This is a genomic window from Thomasclavelia ramosa DSM 1402, assembly GCF_014131695.1.
GTDB classification, from domain to species: domain Bacteria; phylum Bacillota_I; class Bacilli_A; order Erysipelotrichales; family Coprobacillaceae; genus Thomasclavelia; species Thomasclavelia ramosa.
Window position 1 is genome coordinate 116,164 of sequence record NZ_CP036346.1, and the last position, 15,527, is coordinate 131,690.

At 30.5% G+C, this 15,527-nt stretch carries 15 protein-coding genes; 14 read left to right on the forward strand and 1 reads right to left on the reverse strand.

Translation table 11 applies throughout. The features are described 5' to 3' along the window. Positions 1-71 precede the first annotated feature (71 nt). The 13 genes from EYR00_RS00495 (at position 72) to EYR00_RS00555 (ending at position 14,458) form a co-directional block, all read left to right on the forward strand. Positions 72-1,565, forward strand: coding sequence for an LTA synthase family protein (locus EYR00_RS00495; RefSeq protein ID WP_003535338.1), 1,494 nt, complete (start codon positions 72-74; stop codon positions 1,563-1,565). Between the two features lie 12 nt (positions 1,566-1,577). Continuing rightward, the gene (pssD, locus tag EYR00_RS00500) at positions 1,578-4,040 is read left to right on the forward strand and encodes a PssD/Cps14F family polysaccharide biosynthesis glycosyltransferase (protein ID WP_003535336.1); all 2,463 of its coding nucleotides are present in this window, start codon (positions 1,578-1,580) and stop codon (positions 4,038-4,040) included. Continuing rightward, positions 4,040-4,516 (forward strand): PssE/Cps14G family polysaccharide biosynthesis glycosyltransferase, encoded by a 477-nt coding sequence (pssE, locus tag EYR00_RS00505; RefSeq protein WP_003535334.1) that lies wholly within the window; start codon positions 4,040-4,042, stop codon positions 4,514-4,516. The genes pssD and pssE overlap by 1 nt, the downstream gene beginning before the upstream one ends. A gap of 10 nt (positions 4,517-4,526) precedes the next feature. After that, on the forward strand, positions 4,527-5,309 hold the full coding sequence (locus EYR00_RS00510; protein ID WP_003535332.1) for a glycosyltransferase: 783 nt from the start codon (positions 4,527-4,529) through the stop codon (positions 5,307-5,309). Between the two features lie 97 nt (positions 5,310-5,406). Continuing rightward, entirely contained in the window at positions 5,407-6,099 is a 693-nt protein-coding gene (locus tag EYR00_RS00515) for a hypothetical protein (protein ID WP_003535330.1), read from the forward strand. Between the two features lie 262 nt (positions 6,100-6,361). Continuing rightward, on the forward strand, positions 6,362-7,243 hold the full coding sequence (locus EYR00_RS00520) for an LptM family lipoprotein (RefSeq protein WP_003535328.1): 882 nt from the start codon (positions 6,362-6,364) through the stop codon (positions 7,241-7,243). A 183-nt stretch (positions 7,244-7,426) separates the two neighbouring features. Further along, on the forward strand, positions 7,427-8,260 hold the full coding sequence (locus tag EYR00_RS00525; protein ID WP_003535326.1) for a MurR/RpiR family transcriptional regulator: 834 nt from the start codon (positions 7,427-7,429) through the stop codon (positions 8,258-8,260). Positions 8,261-8,366: 106 nt separating this feature from the next. Then, positions 8,367-9,275 carry an N-acetylmuramic acid 6-phosphate etherase gene (gene murQ / locus EYR00_RS00530; RefSeq protein WP_008792478.1) on the forward strand — a complete coding sequence of 303 codons (909 nt, stop codon included), beginning with the start codon at positions 8,367-8,369 and terminating at the stop codon, positions 9,273-9,275. A 4-nt stretch (positions 9,276-9,279) separates the two neighbouring features. Beyond that, a complete protein-coding gene (locus EYR00_RS00535; protein WP_003535322.1) occupies positions 9,280-9,612 on the forward strand; it encodes a hypothetical protein in 333 nt (110 codons plus the stop codon). Between the two features lie 12 nt (positions 9,613-9,624). Beyond that, positions 9,625-10,977, forward strand: a complete 1,353-nt coding sequence (locus tag EYR00_RS00540) for a PTS sugar transporter subunit IIC (protein ID WP_003535320.1) — start codon at positions 9,625-9,627, stop codon at positions 10,975-10,977. A 17-nt stretch (positions 10,978-10,994) separates the two neighbouring features. Further along, the gene (locus tag EYR00_RS00545) at positions 10,995-11,873 is read left to right on the forward strand and encodes an N-acetylglucosamine kinase (RefSeq protein ID WP_003535318.1); all 879 of its coding nucleotides are present in this window, start codon (positions 10,995-10,997) and stop codon (positions 11,871-11,873) included. 42 nt (positions 11,874-11,915) lie between these two features. Further along, positions 11,916-13,361, forward strand: coding sequence for a glycoside hydrolase family 1 protein (locus EYR00_RS00550; RefSeq protein ID WP_003535316.1), 1,446 nt, complete (start codon positions 11,916-11,918; stop codon positions 13,359-13,361). Between the two features lie 146 nt (positions 13,362-13,507). Further along, on the forward strand, positions 13,508-14,458 hold the full coding sequence (locus tag EYR00_RS00555) for an Ig-like domain-containing protein (RefSeq protein ID WP_009008472.1): 951 nt from the start codon (positions 13,508-13,510) through the stop codon (positions 14,456-14,458). A gap of 77 nt (positions 14,459-14,535) precedes the next feature. Here the strand turns inward: EYR00_RS00555 and EYR00_RS00560 are convergent, their stop codons facing one another. Further along, positions 14,536-14,970 carry a hypothetical protein gene (locus EYR00_RS00560; protein WP_003535312.1) on the reverse strand — a complete coding sequence of 145 codons (435 nt, stop codon included), beginning with the start codon at positions 14,968-14,970 and terminating at the stop codon, positions 14,536-14,538. A gap of 120 nt (positions 14,971-15,090) precedes the next feature. Here EYR00_RS00560 and EYR00_RS00565 point away from each other — a divergent pair, with 120 nt between their 5' ends. Continuing rightward, positions 15,091-15,390: an MGMT family protein gene (locus EYR00_RS00565; protein WP_003535310.1), complete on the forward strand. Its 300-nt coding sequence runs from the start codon at positions 15,091-15,093 to the stop codon at positions 15,388-15,390. Positions 15,391-15,527: the final 137 nt, after the last annotated feature.

Consider the following 15,527-nt stretch of genomic DNA (forward strand, 5'->3'; position numbering starts at 1 on the left):
CAATCTTTTTCTTTTGTTTATTATTAGAGTTAGATATGATAAAATAGAAAGGAATTATTTATGAGGTACATATGAAAAAAATAAAAACAATAGAAAAAAAGTATATAGTAGGCGTTGTTCTAATTTTTTTAGGCTGTCTAATTGTAACATCAATAATATGGGGCAATCGTACTTTTTCAGTAAAAACATTAAATCAGATTATATTTCATTTAAAAGTTCCTATGGAAGGCACAGACAATGGAATTTATTTAGACTGGTTCATTTGGGCGGTACCTATTAGTATTGTTGCAGGATCATTAATAGTTGCTCTTATTTTTAATATTCATAGATTATGTAAGCGAAATAATGAAAAAATATCTCAGTCAATAAAAAAACATTTTATCAAAGGAGGTATTTTATGTATAATAATTTCTTTAATCTTTGCAATTTATAATTATGATATATATGGCTATATTAATAACGTAGTACAGGAAACAGATATATATGAAAAATATTATGTTGATCCAAGCACTGCTAAAATTAGCTTTAATAATGGCAAGCGTAATATTATTCATTTATATTTAGAATCAGTGGAGAATACATATGCCAATACTACCTTTGGTGGTGCAGAGGAAATTAACTATATACCTGAGCTGTCACAATTAGCAAAAAATAATATTAATTTTTCTAACAATGACAACATTGGAGGAAGTAGAACTATTGATGGAACTCAATGGACTATTGCCTCTCAAGTATCGCAAAATATGGGTATTCCTTTAAAATTATCAATAAAAAGTCAAAAGTATGATAATGATACAGCTTTTTTGCCTGGTGGGTATTCATTAGGTGAAGTATTGGAAGCGAACGGATATATAAATGAATTCATGTGTGGTTCTGATGCAAACTTTGGTGGAACTTCAAATTTCTATAAACAACATGGCAATTATATAATCAGAGACTATAATAGTTTTAAGGAAAACCAAGAAATACCAGAAGATTATTTCGTTTTTTGGGGTATTGAAGATGCTAAACTATTTGAGTTTGCTAAAAAAGATATTACTAAGTTAGCGAGTGGAGAAAAACCATTTAATATGGAAATTACAACTATTGATACTCATACACCAGATGGCTATTTATGTGATCAATGTAAAAATACTCACAAAAATCAATATGCCAATGTGATTGAATGCCAGTCAAAACAAATTAATGACTTTATTAATTGGTGTAAAACGCAAGAATGGTATGAAAATACAACAATAGTGATTACTGGTGATCATAATAGCATGTCAGAAAAGTTTTTTGTGGGAATTGATACTGATTATGTTAGAACACCATATAATTGCTTTATTAACAGTGTTGTAGAACCTGTCAATAATAAGAATAGATTATTCAGCACAATTGATATGTATCCAACAATGTTAGTGGCGATGGGGGCAAGTATTGAAGGAAATAGATTGGGATTAGGAACTAATTTATTTTCTGATAAAAAAACAATAATGGAAGAGATAGGGTTTAATGAACTGAATAATGAAGTTCAAAAAACGTCTCGATTTTATGACTACACTATATTAGGATTAGAGAAGTAGGAGGGCAATCAGATGAAAACAGGTATTGTTGTCTTAAACTATAACGATGCAATTGAGACAATTGATTTTGTGGAAAAAATCAGTACTTTTAATGCTGTAGATATTATTTGTGTGGTTGATAATTGCTCAACTGATGATTCAGTAAAACAACTAAAGAAATTGAAAAATATTGAATTAATTGCGTTAGATACCAATGAAGGATATGCTGCTGGTAATAATGCAGGATTAAAGTATCTTTATGAACAAGAGTGCGATAATTATATTATTTCTAATCCTGATATTATTATTGATAAACGAAACCTAATGGATTTTATTGCACATATGAATGCAGATACTAACTATCATTTATTCGGTCCAACTATTGAAGAACAAGGGACAATAAATCGTGGTTGGAAACAAAGAACGATTGCGTATGATATTCATGATAATTATCCTATTGTAAATAGGTTGTTCAAAAATAAGATTAAATATCGAAATTCATATTATAAAGGAGCAACAACTCCTGTAGATTGTATTTCGGGATGTTTTTTTGGAATAAAAAAAGCCTTAATAGATAGAATAGGTTTCTTAGACGAAGGAACGTTTCTTTTCTATGAAGAAGATATTTTATGTGCAAAAGCTAAGAATGCTGGATTGCATGCTTGTGTTTTAAATAATGTTAAGGTGATTCATAATCATTCAATAACAATTGATAAAAATATTAATCATTATCGTAAGCTAAGAGTTTTAAAAGATTCTCAAATGTATTACCATAAAACATGTTTTAAACATTCTGCTCATAAGCTAAAGAGGTTGCAAAGAACCGCTAATTGGGCTTGTAGCTTTGCTCGGCTAAGGACAAAAAAAGATATTATTAGTCAACATAATGGTCCAAAACAAAAAATATCTATATTATCATTACATTTACAGGTTGGAGGAATTGAAAAGGCAATTTGCTCACTTGCTAATATGTTAGTGGATAATTATGATGTTGAAATTATAAATGTATATAAATTGTGTGAGCCATCTTTTTATATTGATGAACGTGTTAATGTTAGCTATTTATCAACAGACTTAAAACCAAATAAAGAAGAATTTAAGTATGCTCTAAAAAATAAGCGATTTATTAAAATAATCAAGGAAGGGTACAAAGCTTTCAGAATAATTTTAAAGAAACGGAGCTTAATTAGGCAATGTGCGAAAGTAAATGATGCTGATATAATTATTTCAAGTACCCTCGCTTTTGATAAAGCATTTTCAAAACATCAGAAAAACAAATTATTAATTGCATGGGAGCATTGTCATCCAGATCGTGATCCAAAATATCCTAAAAAAGTATATCGTGCTGTTAAAAAGTTTGACTTATTTATTCCAGCCTCAAAATCAATCTATGAATTTTATAAAGAATACTTAACAGGACCTCAGTGTATTTATTTACCATTGTGTATCGATGAGATCCCAAGAAATCGTGTTTCTTTAAATACAAATCAGATTACAGTAATGGGACGACTATCCAAAGAAAAAGCCTATGATGATATGTTGAGGGTATTTAAAAAGGTATTGGAGCAAAATCCTGATGCTAAATTGAATATTTTGGGGGATGGTGAAGAAAGAGCTTCATTAAGTATATTGGCTGATCAATTAGCTATTAGTAATTCAGTAATTTTTCATGGAAATACAGTAGGTGAAGCTAAAAATGAGATTATGAATAATACAAGTGTGTTTGTTACAACATCACATTATGAAAGTTTTGGTCTAGTCTTATTGGAGGCAATGAGTTATGGTATTCCATGTGTGTCTTTCGATAGTGCGAAAGGTTCTTTAGATATTATTGAAGATGGGAAAGATGGTTTTATTATTAGAGATCGTAATCTTGATGAGATGGCAAATAAAATAGTTGAACTTTTAAACAAAACAACTAAAACATTGCAAAATAATGCTATAAGAAAAGCTAAACGTTTTTCTTATCAAAATGTAAAAAAGCAGTGGTTAAAAGAATTTAATAATTTCAATATTCACGATTTAAAAACTAGAGTAATTTTTACATCCTCTGCTGGTGGGCATTTTAGTGAGTTGTGTGAATTAAGTGAACTGATGGAGCGGTACAACTCATTTTTGATTACGGAAGATCATGAGATGATGAAGGAGTACAAAAAAACTAATAAATCTCGTTCTTGGTATATGCCAGCAGGAACTAAGGAGCATTTATTTAAGTTTTTGTGTAATTTCCCCATAAATATTTTTAAAAGTTTTAAGGCTTATTTAAAAGTTAAACCAGATGTTATTATTGCAACAGGGGCGCATACGACTGTACCAATCTGTTACATTGCGAAATTATTTGGCAAAAAAGTAATTTTTATCGAAACGTTTGCGAATATCACTACTAAAACTTTATCTGGAAAGCTTGTTTATCCAATTGCAGATTTATTTTTGGTTCAATGGGAAGAAATGTTGGAATTATATCCAAAAGCTAAATATCGAGGAGGTCTAAAATAATGAGAATATTTGTCATGTTTGGAACTCAAGATAAAAGATTTGATCGTCTCTTAAATGCAATTCTTAACTCTAACTTTGTTAATGAGAATGAAGTGCATGTTCAGCTGGGATATACAAAAGGTGATTATTCAGGAATTAATGGCCAAGAGTACTATACTGAAGATGAATTAAATCATCAAATTGAAATTGCGGATTTAATTATTACCCATGCTGGAGTAGGGGCGATAGTATCTGCACTTAAGCTAAAAAAAAGAGTTATTGTTGTACCTCGTCTTGGACAATATAAGGAACAAAATAATGATCATCAAGTACAAATTATGGAGAGGTTTGATAAGCAGGGGTATATTATACCATGTACTGATTTAAGTAAGCTTGACGAAACTGTTAATAATGCTTATAATTTCGAACCGAAAGAATATGTAGCAGATAAGCAGGGAATTATTGATGAAATAACAGATTTTATCAATACCCTTTAGGAGGTAATTTATGCACACTTTTGTGGTTTTAGCTTATAAAGAATCATCATATTTAGAAGAATGTATTAAATCTGTTTTGAATCAAAAATATCCTAGTAAAGTTGTTATAGCAACTTCTACCCCTAATCAATATATTGAAAATATTGCAGATAAATATTCATTAGCTATTAAAGTTAATCCCAATCCTGGAAAAGGAATAGGCTATGATTTTGATTTTGCTGTTTCATGTGGCGAAACAGAACTGACTACTGTTGCTCATCAGGATGATATTTATGATTACGAATATTCTGATTGCATAGTAAAAGCATACCTTAAAAATCCTAATTCGTTAATTGTATTTAGTGATTACTATGAAATTAGGGATAAAGGGAACGTATATAGCAATATTAATTTGAAAATAAAACGAATTCTTTTATTGCCGATGAGGAGTAAAAAGATATCATCCACAAAGTTCGGTAAACGATTATCATTGCGTTTCGGTAATTCAATATGCTGTCCAGCAGTAACTTTTGTTATTGATAATATTAAATCCAAAGATATTTTTAAATGTGACTTTGTTTGTGATGTTGATTGGTTTGCATGGGAAAAGCTGTCATTAAAAGATGGTAAATTTACTTTTGTGAATAATCCGTTAATGGGACATCGTGTTCATGAAGAATCTACGACTACAGAAATCATTAATGATCGAATTAGAACAAAGGAAGATCTAGTAATGTTTCAAAAATTCTGGCCTAAGTTTATATCAAATCTAATTAATAAGTTTTATGTAAAAGCAGAAAATAGCAATAGTTAAGAAAATATAAGATTTAAATTTAAAAAATAGTAGATTAAATCGAAAAAAGTATTTATAATAAAATCTGTATATGTATAAATAAAAAAGGAGAAAGTCTATGCTAAAAAAATTATTAACGGTTGGTTTAGCACTAACAATGATGTTTGCTGTAACAGCGTGTAGTTCTAAGGATTCTGATTCAGACAAACCAAATGATAATAATACTTCTGATAACACAAAACAAGAGAGACCCTTTACGGAATCAAATGGATTAATTAAGTACTTTACTATTAATGATGAAAAGATATGTTTGCCTGAAACAGTCGGCGAGTATGTTAAATATTTAGAAAAAATTGGAACTAAAGTAGAATTGGGTGATACTGGTAAATCAGTTGATGAGGCGCCTAAGGTAGATGCTGGTGGTATTTCATCTATGGTAGCTTACTTAAAAGTTTATTTAGATGATTCTGATTGGCAATGGTTTGGAATTCGTTATAAAAATGATACAGATAAAAAGCAATCAGTTGCGGACTGTAAAGTAACGCAAATTACTTTAGATTATGATACAATTACGGAAGAAGAGAATCATTACGGTATAAAGACAACAGTATTTATTACTAAGGATGACCAAGAAATACCAATGAATGGGAAAACAACAAGCAGTAATTTGTTAAAATGGATTGGTAGCCCGCAACAAAATACAGATGGACATTGGCATTATACAGATTACCAAGGATACAAATATGAGTTTGTTACAGAAAATCAAAAGGGTATTTTAACTAGATTAGCAATAACATATCCAACAAATTAATTCTTATATAAGAGACTTAACTAGAAATAAAGGTTCTTACCCTAAGCCGGATAAGAACTGAAATAAATAGTAAGTCTCTTTTTTTGCTTTAAATAATTATATTTCCCAAATTGATTGAACAAATATTATAACATTGTTTGTTTTACTAAATAAAGCATGCCATAATTATTATGTGATTAGTAGCAGTAAAATTTTATCGATTGGAAGTGATAGTAATAAGATTAAAATAAATTCATAAGTTAAGCAGGGAAAGGGAAAAAATATGAAAAAACTTATAAAAATTTTAATGGTATCAATGATCTGCTTGGGTTTAACAGCTTGTGGTGAAAAGAAAGCAGCTAAAGCAGAAACTACTGATGATGTTGCTAAGATTGCCGAAGATAATGATTTAAATGATGAAGGCTTTGACAATTCAGGTTTGTTTTGGAAATTTAGTTTTGCTGGAATGGAGTTTAGTGTGGCATTTAATGTTGGAGATGATCCAAAGTTCTACTATGTAACTAATACATTAACGCTTGCTAATATTGATCGTATTAAAATAAATCCAGATAAAGATATAGGGAGTCAATGGATATATCTACGACCAGTAAATGGAGAATTTGTTGTAGATGAAGAAGATATTAAAACTTATAATGATAAGGGAAGAAAAGAAGCTTATGAAGCATATCAAAAAAAATTTGAAAAATTGGGATTAACTTCTGAGTTATTAGCTAAATGGACAATAATTCAATTTAACCAAAATACTCGAACTGATTTGATAAAAAATATACAAAAAGATGCTGATACAGTCCTCACGAAAATTAAAGAAAATGGCTATAATTATGAAAAGGATAATAAGGGAAGACAGATAATAAGTTCAACCGAAGCTTATAAGATTGTCATTTCTAATAAAAAATGTATGGTAATTGATGCTGCTTTCGATCTTGAAGCAAAAACTGGATATATGTATCTTCCAGAACAAGGAACTTGTGGTTACTCAATAAATGGGGCAACACAATTTATTTATCAGTATTCTGATAATACATTCTTAAAAGGCGAGCCGACACTTGAACAATATGCTGAAATGAAGAATATAAAAAATTGGTATGATGAATTTTTAAACCAATTCTCCACTAAGACAGAAATCTTACAATTAATTAAATAACCTTTATGTGTCTAAGTTATTTAATCAAAATATTACAATTAGCCATCTATTTTGTTAAATAGATGGTTTTTATTTGAATATAGTAAAATAGAATAAATTAAAACTAAGTTATGAATACTTTGAAAAATCTAGTAATTTTACTAGTGGATTGATATAATTAATTAGAAAGGGGCTAAGATTATTATGAATAGTTATGCTAAAATAAAAGAGGCACAAAGCAGCTATACATCAACTGAAAAGGTTATTGCTAAGTATATTTTGGAAAATGCTGCTGATGTTTTAAAGTGTTCAGCGCAATCTCTGGGGGAGAAAACGGGTACCTCTGCTGCTGCAATTATTAGATTTTCAAAAAAATTAGGTTATAACGGTTTTAGTGAATTGAAAATGAGTTTAGCGCAGTCTAAACGTGCTCCTGAAGAAAAAATAGATTTTATTATTGATGAAAATGACGATATCGTAACTTTAGCTGATAAATGTTGTCGTTTAAATATGAATACTGTTTTAAAGACATACCAGTTGATCGATACTAATCAATTAGACAATGCAATCAAAAAATTGATTGCTGCTAATACAATATATTTATTTGGTGTCGGTGGCTCGGCGATTGTCGCACAAGATGTGGAACAAAAGTTAACAAGAATTGGAAAAAAGGTAATCTATAATAAAGACTTACATGTTCAACTAACATTTAGTGAAAGTATGAATAAAGAGGATGCAGCATTATTTATTAGTTATTCGGGTACTACAAAGGGACTTGTTGAAATTGCTAAAATGATAAAAAACAAAAATGTACCAATTATATCAATTACTCAATTTAAGCCTAATCCACTTTCGAAATTAAGTGATATTATTTTACAAGTTCCTAATGAAGAAAAGGAAATAAGAATGGGAGCTATTTCATCAAGAATCTCATCACTAGTAATGACAGATTTATTATATTATGGTGTATTTAAAAATGATCTAACAGGAAATAAAGATAAGCTTATTGAAACAAAAAGAATTGTTTCTAAAATATAGGCTTTTCTTTTTTTGTTTATAGTGAAATAATATTTTAAATAATTTAACATTTATATTGAAATAATATTTCAATAGATATATAATAAATATGGAAGGAGTGGAATGGATGAAATTAAGTCAATTAGATACAGAACAAATTAACAGCAATTCTTTGCACATTGATGAAATGACAACAGAGGAAATTTTAACGGTTATTAATCAAGAAGATCAAAAAGTAGCAATTGCGGTAAAGGACGTCATACCACAAATTGCAAAAGCTGTTGACTGTATCTATGAAAAAATGTGTATGGGTGGTAGATTGATTTATATGGGTGCCGGAACATCAGGACGTTTAGGGGTGCTAGATGCATCGGAATGCCCGCCAACATATGGAGTTGATCCTACTCTTGTCCAAGGTCTAATCGCTGGTGGTAAGGAAGCATTTACAACCGCAATTGAAGGTGCTGAAGATTCTAAAGAAATAGCAGTTGATGATTTAAAAAAAATAGAACTTAGTCCATTGGATGTTGTTTGTGGAATAGCTGCTTCGGGAAGAACACCATATGTTGTTGGCGCTCTAGCGTATGCGCGCAAACTAGGATGTTCAACAATATCAATATGTTGTGTTAAAAACGGAGCAATATCTCAACATGCCCATTTCCCAATCGAAGCAGTTGTTGGCCCTGAAGTTATTACAGGGTCGACGAGAATGAAGGCTGGTACAGCACAAAAACTAATCCTTAATATGTTATCAACATCTGTAATGATAAAAAAAGGAAAAGTTTATAAAAATTTGATGGTTGATGTACAGCCAACAAATGAAAAACTAAGAATTCGAGCTATAAATATTGTTCAGCAAGCTATTAGTGTTGATGAGGGAACTGCAAAAGAATTATTAATTGAAGCAGATAACAATGTAAAAATAGCAATTTTAAAGGGTCTAACTAATATGAGTAAAGAAGAATGCCTAAAAGCATTGAAAGATAGTGATGAAAATATTAGTCAAACTATAAGAACGATAACTAAAGGAGAATAAGTATATGAATAAGTATGTAGTCAAAAACAATACCAAAAAAGAATATAAAAATATATTTGGCAAAACAGATTATGATATCCCAATGTTTGGATTTAAAAGTGCTTTATTCATTCTAATGACGACTATGTTGTCATTATTGATTTGTATAAACATATTAAATTATTTAAAAATAGATTTTCGTATTCCTAATGCTTTAATTTCTGGTATTGTTTGTGGCTTTAGCGTAGCTTATTCACAATTTTTTATTGAGCGAAAAAAAGGAGTATGCAAAAACTTTTGGATTGTTGGAACTATATTTAGTTTGATTGCTTTTATGGTTATATTCATGATTAAATAGGAGGAAAATAAGATGTTTACAAAAATATCTAATTTGATAGAAGGAAAACTAGCAGGACCACTTGAAAAACTTTCTAATCAAAGACATTTACGGGCTATCCGTGATGGAATTATAGCAACCTTGCCATTAATTATTGTTAGTTCATTATTAATGGTTGTAGCATTTTCATATAATCAAATGCCCGCAGATTGGGGCATTACCCAATTTATTAAAAATAACGCAGTAGCAATTTTATTGCCATATAGAATGTCAATGTATATTATGACGCTATATGCAGTGTTTGGAATAGGTTATTCACTTGCTAAATCATATAATTTGGATGGCTTGAGTGGTGCGATTTTAGCTGAATTAACTTTTTTATTGACAATTGTACCAGTTTCGATGCCAGATATTACAGAGTCAATTAGTGCATTAGCTAGTAAAAATGCCGAATTAAATGCTTTTTTACAAGGTTTGCCTTCAGGCTATGTTATTCCAGCAGAAAATCTTGGTTCGGCGGGAATGTTTATTGGAATTATCTCGGCTTTTATCGGGGTAGAAATTTATCGTTTTACACAAGTTAAAGGTTTGAAAATCTCAATGCCGGCGGCAGTACCCCCTGCAGTAGCAAGATCTTTTGAATCGTTAACTCCTACGGTTATTATTATTTTAGGAGTTTCTACAATTACAATGTGGTTAGGTATCAATGTGCATACTATCGTTGGTAACTTAATCAAGCCATTGATAAATGCAACAGATACCTTACCATCAACATTACTAATCATATTTTTAATTATGTTTTTCTGGTCATTTGGTATTCATGGAGATTCGATTGTTTCTTCGCTAGCAAGACCAATCTGGTTAATTTTATTAGATCAAAATACAGCTGCAATTGCAGCTGGTAAAGCGGCTACTCATATTGGTGTAGAACCATTCTTACAATGGTTTGTTCATATCGGTGGTTCAGGAGCAACATTGGGATTAGCAATACTATTCTGTGTAAAAGCAAAATCTAAATATGGTAAAACATTAGGAAGAACAACGATTTTACCGTCAATATTTAATATCAATGAGCCGATGATTTTTGGGGCTCCAATCGTTTTAAACCCAATGCTACTAATTCCATTTATTATTATTCCGCTAATTTGTGCAACTATTGCCTGGATTGCAACTTCTATGCATTTAGTCAATTGTGCTGTTACAATAGCTCCATGGACATTACCAGGACCAATTGGTGCATACTTGGCTTGCGGTGGTGACTGGCGAGCTGCGGTATTAAATATTATCTTAATTATTATATCAGTGATTATTTATTATCCGTTCTTTAAAATGTACGATAATGAATTATTAGCAGAGGAAAAATCTAAAGAAGCAGTAAGTGCATAGAAAATAGGGAGTTATTTATGTTGTATATCGGTATTGATGGTGGTGGAACTAAAACAAAGATGGCACTCTTTGATGATGCAGGAAGAAAATTAAAAGAAATAATAAAGCCATCAGTACATGTTTTAACACAACCAAGAGAAATATGTATTCAAATTTTAAAAGATGGTGTGATGGGATTAGATGCAAATTTTCAAGCAAAAGTGATTGCAGGGCTGGCTGGATATGGAGAACAAAAAGAAGTTAGAAATAAAATTGCGACTATTTGTAAGGAAGCATTTGGAAATCGAGAATTCTCCTTATACAGTGATGTTAGGATTGCTATTACTGGAGCTTTAGGTGGTGGTGATGGGATTGTAGTTGTAGCTGGAACAGGTTCAATCGCATTATCATCTAAAAATAACCATATTACTAGATGTGGAGGATGGGGCTACCAGCTAGGTGATGAAGGAAGTGCTTATTGGATTGCCAAGCGCATGTTAGCCCTCTATTGCCAACAAGTTGATGGTCGACTAGAAAAGACACAGTTATACTATTTAATTAAAGAAAAATGTAAACTAGAAAATGATTACGATATTATCACTTTTATTAATAAACTTAATCATGATCGAACATCAATTGCTTCATTAGCAAAACTAAACGGTATAGCAGCTAAAGATAATGATAAATATGCTTTACAAATATATAAAGAGGCAGCTTATGAAATTGCTGTTCTAATTAAAGCATTGGCCAAAAACTTTACTTCTCCCTTTAAAGTATCGTATATTGGTGGAGTTTTTGAATATGGAGAAGATTATGTATTAAAGCCATTGAATAATTATCTCCAGCCACTATCATGTCAGCTTGTTGCCCCTTTATACAGTCCAGAATATGGAGCATACTTGTTAGGTAAAAAATAAAGGTGATTTTTATCACCTTTATTTTTAGAAGGAGGAGGACAAATGAATATAAAAAGAAAAATACTATGGGGTGGAGCTACTGCAAGTAGTCAATATGAAGGTGGCTATAATTTGGGTGGTAAAGGTTTAGATACTCAGGACTGTCGACCTTATTTAAAAAGAACGTCTAATGCTACAACTTCAACAAGGTTATTGACACAAGATATAATTGATGAAGCAAAATCATGTAAAGAAATTGGTAATTATCCATTCCGCCAAGGATCAGATGGCTATCATCACATTGATGAAGATATTCAGTTATTGAAAGAATTAGGAATTGATATTTATCGTTTTTCTATCAGCTGGGCAAGATTGTATCCACATGGTGATGAAGAAATGCCAAATGAAGAAGGAATACGTTTTTATGACCATATTTTTAAAAAGGTTCATCAAGCAGGAATGAAGATTTTTCTAACCATGAATCATTATGCTGTACCATTGTATTTAGTTGAAACCTATGGTGGTTGGACAAACAATATATTAGTCGATTTTTACTTAAGATTCGCTAAAACTGTATTTGAACATTGGGGAGAATATATTGATTATTATTTACCATTCAATGAAATAAATGCTGGTTATTTTAGTCCATATAATGGAGTTGGTTTAGTAAAAGAGAAAGATCGACCATACGATCAAAGTCTAGTATTTCAATCATTGCATCATCAATTCGTTGCTAGTGCTAAGGTTATTGAATTAGGGCATAAAATAAGTTCTCAAAGTCAATCTGGCTGTATGGTAGCTTGTTTTTGTTACTATCCGTTAACACCGCGCCCAGAAGACAATCTTAAAGCAGTGAGAGATGAACAAATTCATCAATGGTTCGCAGTAGATGTTTTGGCTAATGGCTATTATCCTAGTTATATGAATCGTTTTTTTCAAGAAAATAAGATTAATATCATAATAACTGAGGAAGAACGTAAGCTGCTAAGAGATAATACCTGTGATTTTGTAAGCTTTTCATATTATTCTAGTGCCGTCGCAACGGTTGAAGAGAGCAGTGAGCAAACAGCAGGTAACTTAGTTGTTTCAACTAAAAATCCTTATTTGAAAGCAAGTGACTGGGGTTGGCAAATTGATCCAATTGGATTACGAATCATGTTAAATAAAATGTATGATCGCACCCGCAAGCCCGTATTTATTTCTGAAAATGGTTTTGGGGCTCATGATAAGTTTGAAGAAGATGGCTCTATTCATGATCAATATAGAATAGATTATCTAAACCAGCATTTCCAACAAATTGATGAAGCCATCAGAGATGGTGTTGATGTCATTGGCTATATTATGTGGGGAATCATTGATATAGTCTCAGCAGGCAGTTGTGAAATGGAAAAACGTTATGGTGTAATTTATGTTGATGGTGATAATGAGGGTAAAGGAAGTTATCAAAGATATAAGAAAGATAGTTTTGCCTGGTATCAAAATTATATAAAACAGTATAAAAATAATTAAGATAAGAAAGATAGGTTCGTTTCATTAATATCCTATCTTTTTATCTTGTTTTACGTAATAAACCGTATCTTTACGACAAAAATATCGTGAATTTTCATAAGTAATAGTATAATGATTATGTGAATTTATGGGAGAGTAAAGATAAAATGAAGAAAATAAAAGACTATATTTTAGCTCATAAGATCAAGGTAACGATCATAATTATTATTTTATTAGGTATTATTGGTGCATTGGGGAAAGAGCAACCGAAATTAATACTTAAACAGAATACTGTTAATCTAGAATATGGAGAAAATTTTAATTATTTAGATTATGTTGATAAGAATAAATTTGATGAAGAAGATATTTCATATAGCTGTGATGGTTTTGATGAAGATAATCCAGCAGTAGGTAAATATACTATCACTTATAAATATGGTAATAGTAAAAAGAAATTAACGCTTAATATCAAAGATACGACAGCACCGCAATTAATCCAAACAAAAGAAATTGATATTATTGAAAATGATGAAATAGATTATCGTGATTATTTAGAAATAAAAGAACTATCAAAATATGAGCTTGAAATTGATGATAGTGGTGTAAGTTATTTAGCAGCTGGAAATTATAATGCTAGTATTAAGGCAAGTGATAAATACGGAAATACATCTACCTTGATCATGCCAGTAAGTATTAAGGCATTAGAATTAGAGCTTTCAACTACTACATTAAATCTAGAAGAAAATCAAAATAATACTATAAATATAAAAACAAATAGTACTCAACCGGTAGTTTATACATCTAGTGATGAAACGATTGCGACAGTTGATCAAAGTGGAAATATTAAAGCATTAAAATCAGGAACGGTAAAAATAACAGCAGCAATTAAAAATAAATCAGTTACATGTAATGTGACCGTAAAAGGAAAACCGGTAGAAACATCCTCTATTCGAACTCCTGTGGCAGATGATAATATTTCTACAACTGTTTATATTACTAAGACAGGAGACTGCTATCATTCAAGTGGTTGTGGCTATTTATCACGTAGTAAAATAGCTATCTCAAAATCTACTGCAATAAATACAGGATATCGCCCTTGCAGTAGATGTCATCCATAGTGTAACATGATCTCATGAAAGTGAGATCGTTTTATATTTTAAAAATAATAAAAGACACTTAAAAAGTGTCTTTCAGACTATGAATTTAAAGATTTTCCTTTATCTTCATGGACTTGAAGGGCATAGTTTACTAGATCATCTATAGATAAATCTAATTTTTTTAATATTTTTTTAGCTTCCTTTTGGGCACTTTCACTAATAATATTATCATCATTTTTGTCGACATAGATAAAACCAATAATCGTTTTATCGATATTACTATTATCGGCAGGTAAGACAATATATGAAATAGAAGTAACAACCTTCTTTTCTAAATAAGCACAAAATTGAATGCGGTCTTTATCCTTTTCTGTCTTAGTAATATTTACAGCTGTGAAATCATCGGTTAAATAAGAAATATCATATCCAGCATCTTGAAGCTTTTTAGTTACTTTACCCATGGCATCATTAGTGCAGCCAATCATTAAAAAGCATAATCCGATTATTAATAAAGATTTTTTAAACTGTTTCATAAATCTCCTTTCCCAAGCTAATAAAATAATTATACAAAAAAGTATAATAAAATACAAAAAAATAAATTTTTTTGCATTTTTTCGATAATTAGATAAAATAAAAATATAGGAGGTGATTATATGGATGAGGATTTAATTTTTCAAGTATTAGCAATCGTGTCTGAAATACCTTGGGGGAAAGTTGCCAGCTATAAACAAATAGCATCGTTGGCAGGACGACCCAAGAATGCGCGATTAGTGGGAAAAATTTTAAGTCATGCTTCTATGTATGGAGATTATCCATGTCATCGAGTTGTAAATAGCGCAGGAAGACTTGTACCTGAATGGTACGAACAACGTGATTTACTTTTAGAAGAAGATGTATGTTTTAAAGATAATGGCAATGTTGATATGAAAAAATGTAAATGGCAGTTAGATTAAATCTAATTGTTTTTTTGTAAGAAATTGCCTTATCAAACTATAAAAATGAAGGAAATTAGCAATGTTAAGATAATGTAAAGATGTTTTTTTTAAAAAACTTTTTTTGTCGTGAAAATATCTACGAAATATCTACAAAT

What these genes read in the sequence shown, in the direction of transcription:
- EYR00_RS00495 (WP_003535338.1), top strand. Translation starts at nt 72, where the DNA reads ATGAAAAAAATAAAAACAATAGAAAAAAAGTATATAGTAGGCGTTGTT.
- pssD (WP_003535336.1), top strand. Translation starts at nt 1,578, where the DNA reads ATGAAAACAGGTATTGTTGTCTTAAACTATAACGATGCAATTGAGACA.
- pssE (WP_003535334.1), top strand. Translation starts at nt 4,040, where the DNA reads ATGAGAATATTTGTCATGTTTGGAACTCAAGATAAAAGATTTGATCGT.
- EYR00_RS00510 (WP_003535332.1), top strand. Translation starts at nt 4,527, where the DNA reads ATGCACACTTTTGTGGTTTTAGCTTATAAAGAATCATCATATTTAGAA.
- EYR00_RS00515 (WP_003535330.1), top strand. Translation starts at nt 5,407, where the DNA reads ATGCTAAAAAAATTATTAACGGTTGGTTTAGCACTAACAATGATGTTT.
- EYR00_RS00520 (WP_003535328.1), top strand. Translation starts at nt 6,362, where the DNA reads ATGAAAAAACTTATAAAAATTTTAATGGTATCAATGATCTGCTTGGGT.
- EYR00_RS00525 (WP_003535326.1), top strand. Translation starts at nt 7,427, where the DNA reads ATGAATAGTTATGCTAAAATAAAAGAGGCACAAAGCAGCTATACATCA.
- murQ (WP_008792478.1), top strand. Translation starts at nt 8,367, where the DNA reads ATGAAATTAAGTCAATTAGATACAGAACAAATTAACAGCAATTCTTTG.
- EYR00_RS00535 (WP_003535322.1), top strand. Translation starts at nt 9,280, where the DNA reads ATGAATAAGTATGTAGTCAAAAACAATACCAAAAAAGAATATAAAAAT.
- EYR00_RS00540 (WP_003535320.1), top strand. Translation starts at nt 9,625, where the DNA reads ATGTTTACAAAAATATCTAATTTGATAGAAGGAAAACTAGCAGGACCA.
- EYR00_RS00545 (WP_003535318.1), top strand. Translation starts at nt 10,995, where the DNA reads ATGTTGTATATCGGTATTGATGGTGGTGGAACTAAAACAAAGATGGCA.
- EYR00_RS00550 (WP_003535316.1), top strand. Translation starts at nt 11,916, where the DNA reads ATGAATATAAAAAGAAAAATACTATGGGGTGGAGCTACTGCAAGTAGT.
- EYR00_RS00555 (WP_009008472.1), top strand. Translation starts at nt 13,508, where the DNA reads ATGAAGAAAATAAAAGACTATATTTTAGCTCATAAGATCAAGGTAACG.
- EYR00_RS00560 (WP_003535312.1), bottom strand. Translation starts at nt 14,970, where the DNA reads ATGAAACAGTTTAAAAAATCTTTATTAATAATCGGATTATGCTTTTTA.
- EYR00_RS00565 (WP_003535310.1), top strand. Translation starts at nt 15,091, where the DNA reads ATGGATGAGGATTTAATTTTTCAAGTATTAGCAATCGTGTCTGAAATA.